Genomic DNA, 3,722 nt, shown 5'->3' with positions numbered 1-3,722 from the left:
ATCGTGGGAGGTTCCATTCCCACGGCAGCGTTTCACAATCTTGCTGAGTGAACGTTTCATCTGCTGAAGTGACTGGATCTTCTCCTCGATGTCGCAGACTTTCGCTTCGGCCCGCTGGCGTATTTGCTCGCAGCAGGAAGGGTTGACGAACGACAGGTCGAGCAGCTCGCGTATCTGGGCTAGCGTGAACCCCAGATCCTTCGCGCGCCTGATGTACTTCAACCGCTCTACAGTTCTCTCATAGTAAAGTCGGTAGCCGGACGGACGGCGTTCGGGTTCCTGCAGCAGACCTTGCCGTTCATAGAACCGAATCGTGTCGATCCCTGTATCCGAGAGTCTGGCGATCTCGCCAATTTTCATCGCTTTCATCGACAGCCCCTTCGTGGACCCCCGGGCGGACCTCAATTGACGCCGAGATCTTACACTCTCGAGTATACTCCAAAGTCAAGGCACAAATCAGGGAAGCAGATTCGAAAGACGCCCGCTGCCGCGAACTGTACGATACGTGAACTCAATATCCCATTCCCGCTCACGACTCAGACCATAAATAGCTTCCCCCCCTTCTCTGCTCAAACAGGGAGGCTCGAGTCACTCGATCACCGGATGCGTCGTAACTTTTGGAGGTATTCATGGCCTACGATGAAATTCTTGCGAGTCGTATCCGGAACATGCTTGCTCGTAAAAAGGGGATCGAACCGAAAAAAATGTTCGGCTGCCAGTGCTTCCTGCTGAACGGCAACCTGCTCACCGGCGTTCGAAAGGATTGTCTGATTGCACGGCTTGGTAGAGAGGAGTCAGAACTGGCACTTCGGGAGCCGTTTGTTCGTCCTTTCGATATCACCGGCAAGAGAATGCGGAACTGGGTCCTGGTCGAACCGCCGGCGGTCGAAGACGACGATCAATTGAAGGGGTGGATTGATCGAGCGACATCCTTTGTGAAGAGACTGCCGAAGAAATAGTCGCGTTCCGGCCAATCCCCACGGGAGACGAACAACGCCATTCGCAAGGACAAAGAGAGGCGGGCTGGTTTTTTGCCGACGAACGTTTCCCGTAAACGAAGGTTGATGTATTATGCGGTGATACAACTGATGTCCTGCGATTGGAGAAGTTGCTGATGTTGACATTGACGGGCCCCCGAATCTCGCATTTTTGTGACAAAGTTACGCGCCGCTCTTTCCTCCAGGTCGGCGGTCTCTTCATGGGGGGGTTGACACTTCCCCGCCTGTTACAAGCGGAACATTCTTCGAGCGGCAATCAGCCTTCGACCTCCCGTCAACGCAGTGCGATCATGATTTATATGCCGGGGGGCCCGCCCCACCAGGACATGTATGACCTGAAGCCGGATGCCCCTGCGGAAGTTCGGGGAGAATTTGATCCGATTGCGACCTCGGTCCCGGGGATCGAAATTTGCGAACTGATGCCACGACTGGCTCAGCGGATGGACAAGTTTGCGATCATTCGTTCACTTGTCGGGTCCGATGGTGCCCACGCCTCAAACCTGTGCGTTACCGGAGCCCCCTACGGAAACAAGATTCCCGGAGGAGCACCCCACTTTGGTTCGATGATCTCGGCCCTGCAGGGACAGACACATCGAGCGGTTCCTGCCGTCGCAGATCTCTCGGACATGATGCAGCATCTTCCGTATAACGTGGGAGGACCAGGGTTCCTGGGATCAGTCCACCAGCCCTTCCGGCCTGATGGCGACACGCGTGCCAACATGGTGCTCAACGAAAGTCTGGCACCACGGATGGATGATCGCCGGATGCTGCTGACGTCGTTCGATCGCTTCCGCCACGAGGCAGATGCACACCGCCATATCGGCGGCATGGAAACCCATGTCGATCAGGCACTCGACGTCCTGACTTCCAGTCGTGTGATGCAGGCACTGGACCTGGACCGGGAAGACCCCAAGGTCCGCGAACGATACGGCGCAGATGATCTTCAGATTCTGCCCTACTCTAATCTGGGGTACCGGGCGCTCGTGTCGCGATTCCTGATGGCGCGACGACTGGTCGAAGCGGGTGTCCGCTGCGTGACCGTCTCGTTCGCCGATTTTGACTGGCACGGTTCCAACTTTGCATTCGGAAGGAAGGTCTTCCCTGTCTTCGACCAGGCAATTACGGCTCTCGTCGACGACCTGCACGAGCGTGGGATGGCCGATGACGTCAGTGTGGTCGCATGGGGTGAGTTTGGACGAACACCTCGCATCAATGCAACGGCTGGCCGCGACCACTGGCCGCAGGTCAGTTGTGCACTGCTGGCCGGCGGGGGGATGAAGACGGGGCAAGTAATCGGATCAACGAACCGTCTTGCTGAATCGGCTCAATCGCGCCCTGTCCATTACTGCGAAGTTCTCGCGACGCTCTATCATAATCTGGGGGTCGACGTTGAAACCGCCACCGTACGCGATCCGGGGGGAAGACCACGCTACCTGATCGACGGCCATCGCCCCATCCCGGAACTGGTGGGATAGTTTCAGCGGAGGCGAGAAATCGTTCGCTGCCATATGAGGGCTTCGTACGAACTCTGATTCACGAAGCCCCCGAACTTTTGTGAACTTCAGTCCTCAACGCCCGTAGCAGAACAGTCTCCTCACAGAACTGTGGCCAATGCAACAGTCGAACCTGGCGATCATCGTCACTCTGGCTTTCCGCATTGTCGGAGTCTGTGGGGACTACTTTCTGAAACTGGCGAGCCAGCAGAAGGATTCCCTCCGGTCCCCCTGGTTTTACGTCGGTTTCGTTTTGTACGCATCCACCGCCTTTGGTTGGGTGTTCGTGATGAAGCAACTCAAGCTCGCGACCGTCAGCGTGGTCTACTCTGTCTCAATGGTTCTCCTGCTGACCACGATTGGAGTCGTCTTCTTTCAGGAAAGTCTCAGTTCACTTGAGATCGTCGGCTTGTGGCGATGGCCATCGGCGCGCTCGTTCTCTTAACGCGTTTTTCCTGACGGATCGTTCGCACTACGGGGCCCTCCAGAAGCATGAATAATCACCGGGCCGGTCGCGACTCGACTGCAGCGAATGACTGGACAGCAGCGAATCAGAGTCGAGACTTCTCTCAAGTTCCATCCGGCTATTCTTCAGGCTCTGCCGTGACGGCATGTTCAGTGGGAACAATATGATGGCCCCGCAACTGGGCATAGACCTGTGTGAACTCCGCACCGAAAAACAGGATCTGCGACGAGTAATATGTCCACAACAGAAACACGGCCAGCGATCCGGCCGCCCCATACGCTGACGAGACTGCCGCTTTCGCGAGGTACAATCCAATCAAGTACCGGCCGAATGTGAAGAGCAACGACGTCACAATGGCACCGATCCAGACATCCTGCCATTTCACGTGCGCATCCGGCAGGAATTTGAAGATAAACATGAACAGAATCGGGATCACGACAGACGAGCTGACGTAATCGACAATCTGCGGCGACAACACAGGCACGTCGATCCAGTGACTGATGGTCGACAGCAGGGTGCTGAGGCAAAGCGAAACCAGCAGCAGAAACCCGATTGACAGGACCATGGCAAACGATAGGGCCCGGTCTTTCACCAGTCCCCAGACTCCCAGGCCGGGTTTCACTTTAACTCCCCAGATCGTATTCATCGAATCTTTGAGCTCGACGAAGACTCCTGTCGCTCCAAACAACAGCGCGACGACCCCGAGGATCGAAGAGACCAGGCCAACATGCTTTTCTTTACTCGCCGCAGTGATCATGGCCTGGA

General features: G+C 56.2%; 5 protein-coding genes. 3 read left to right on the top strand and 2 right to left on the bottom strand.

The window, feature by feature from the left end:
- On the bottom strand, positions 1–369 hold a 369-nt coding region (locus tag VGE80_RS11445), incomplete at its 3' end, for a heavy metal-responsive transcriptional regulator (protein WP_440592760.1).
- A 260-nt stretch (positions 370–629) separates the two neighbouring features.
- Here VGE80_RS11445 and VGE80_RS11440 point away from each other — a divergent pair.
- The 3 genes from VGE80_RS11440 to VGE80_RS11430 all read left to right on the top strand — a co-directional run bounded on the left by VGE80_RS11440 (position 630) and on the right by VGE80_RS11430 (position 2,936).
- The gene (locus tag VGE80_RS11440; RefSeq protein ID WP_373651695.1) at positions 630–959 is read left to right on the top strand and encodes a TfoX/Sxy family protein; all 330 of its coding nucleotides are present in this window, start codon (positions 630–632) and stop codon (positions 957–959) included.
- Positions 960–1,114: 155 nt separating this feature from the next.
- A complete protein-coding gene (locus VGE80_RS11435) occupies positions 1,115–2,473 on the top strand; it encodes a DUF1501 domain-containing protein (protein WP_440592759.1) in 1,359 nt (452 codons plus the stop codon).
- 136 nt (positions 2,474–2,609) lie between these two features.
- Positions 2,610–2,936: a transporter gene (locus tag VGE80_RS11430; protein ID WP_373651693.1), complete on the top strand. Its 327-nt coding sequence runs from the start codon at positions 2,610–2,612 to the stop codon at positions 2,934–2,936.
- A gap of 139 nt (positions 2,937–3,075) precedes the next feature.
- On the opposite strand, the gene VGE80_RS11425 is transcribed toward VGE80_RS11430, so the two are convergent.
- Positions 3,076–3,722, bottom strand: a 647-nt coding sequence (locus VGE80_RS11425; protein WP_440592758.1) for a YihY/virulence factor BrkB family protein, incomplete at its 5' end; no start/stop codon positions are given.

Source organism: Schlesneria sp., assembly GCF_036405755.1.
GTDB classification, from domain to species: Bacteria; Planctomycetota; Planctomycetia; order Planctomycetales; family Planctomycetaceae; genus Schlesneria; species Schlesneria sphaerica.
The sequence above is the reverse complement of the archived record's forward strand: the minus strand, read 5'-3'. Positions and strand labels throughout refer to the sequence as shown.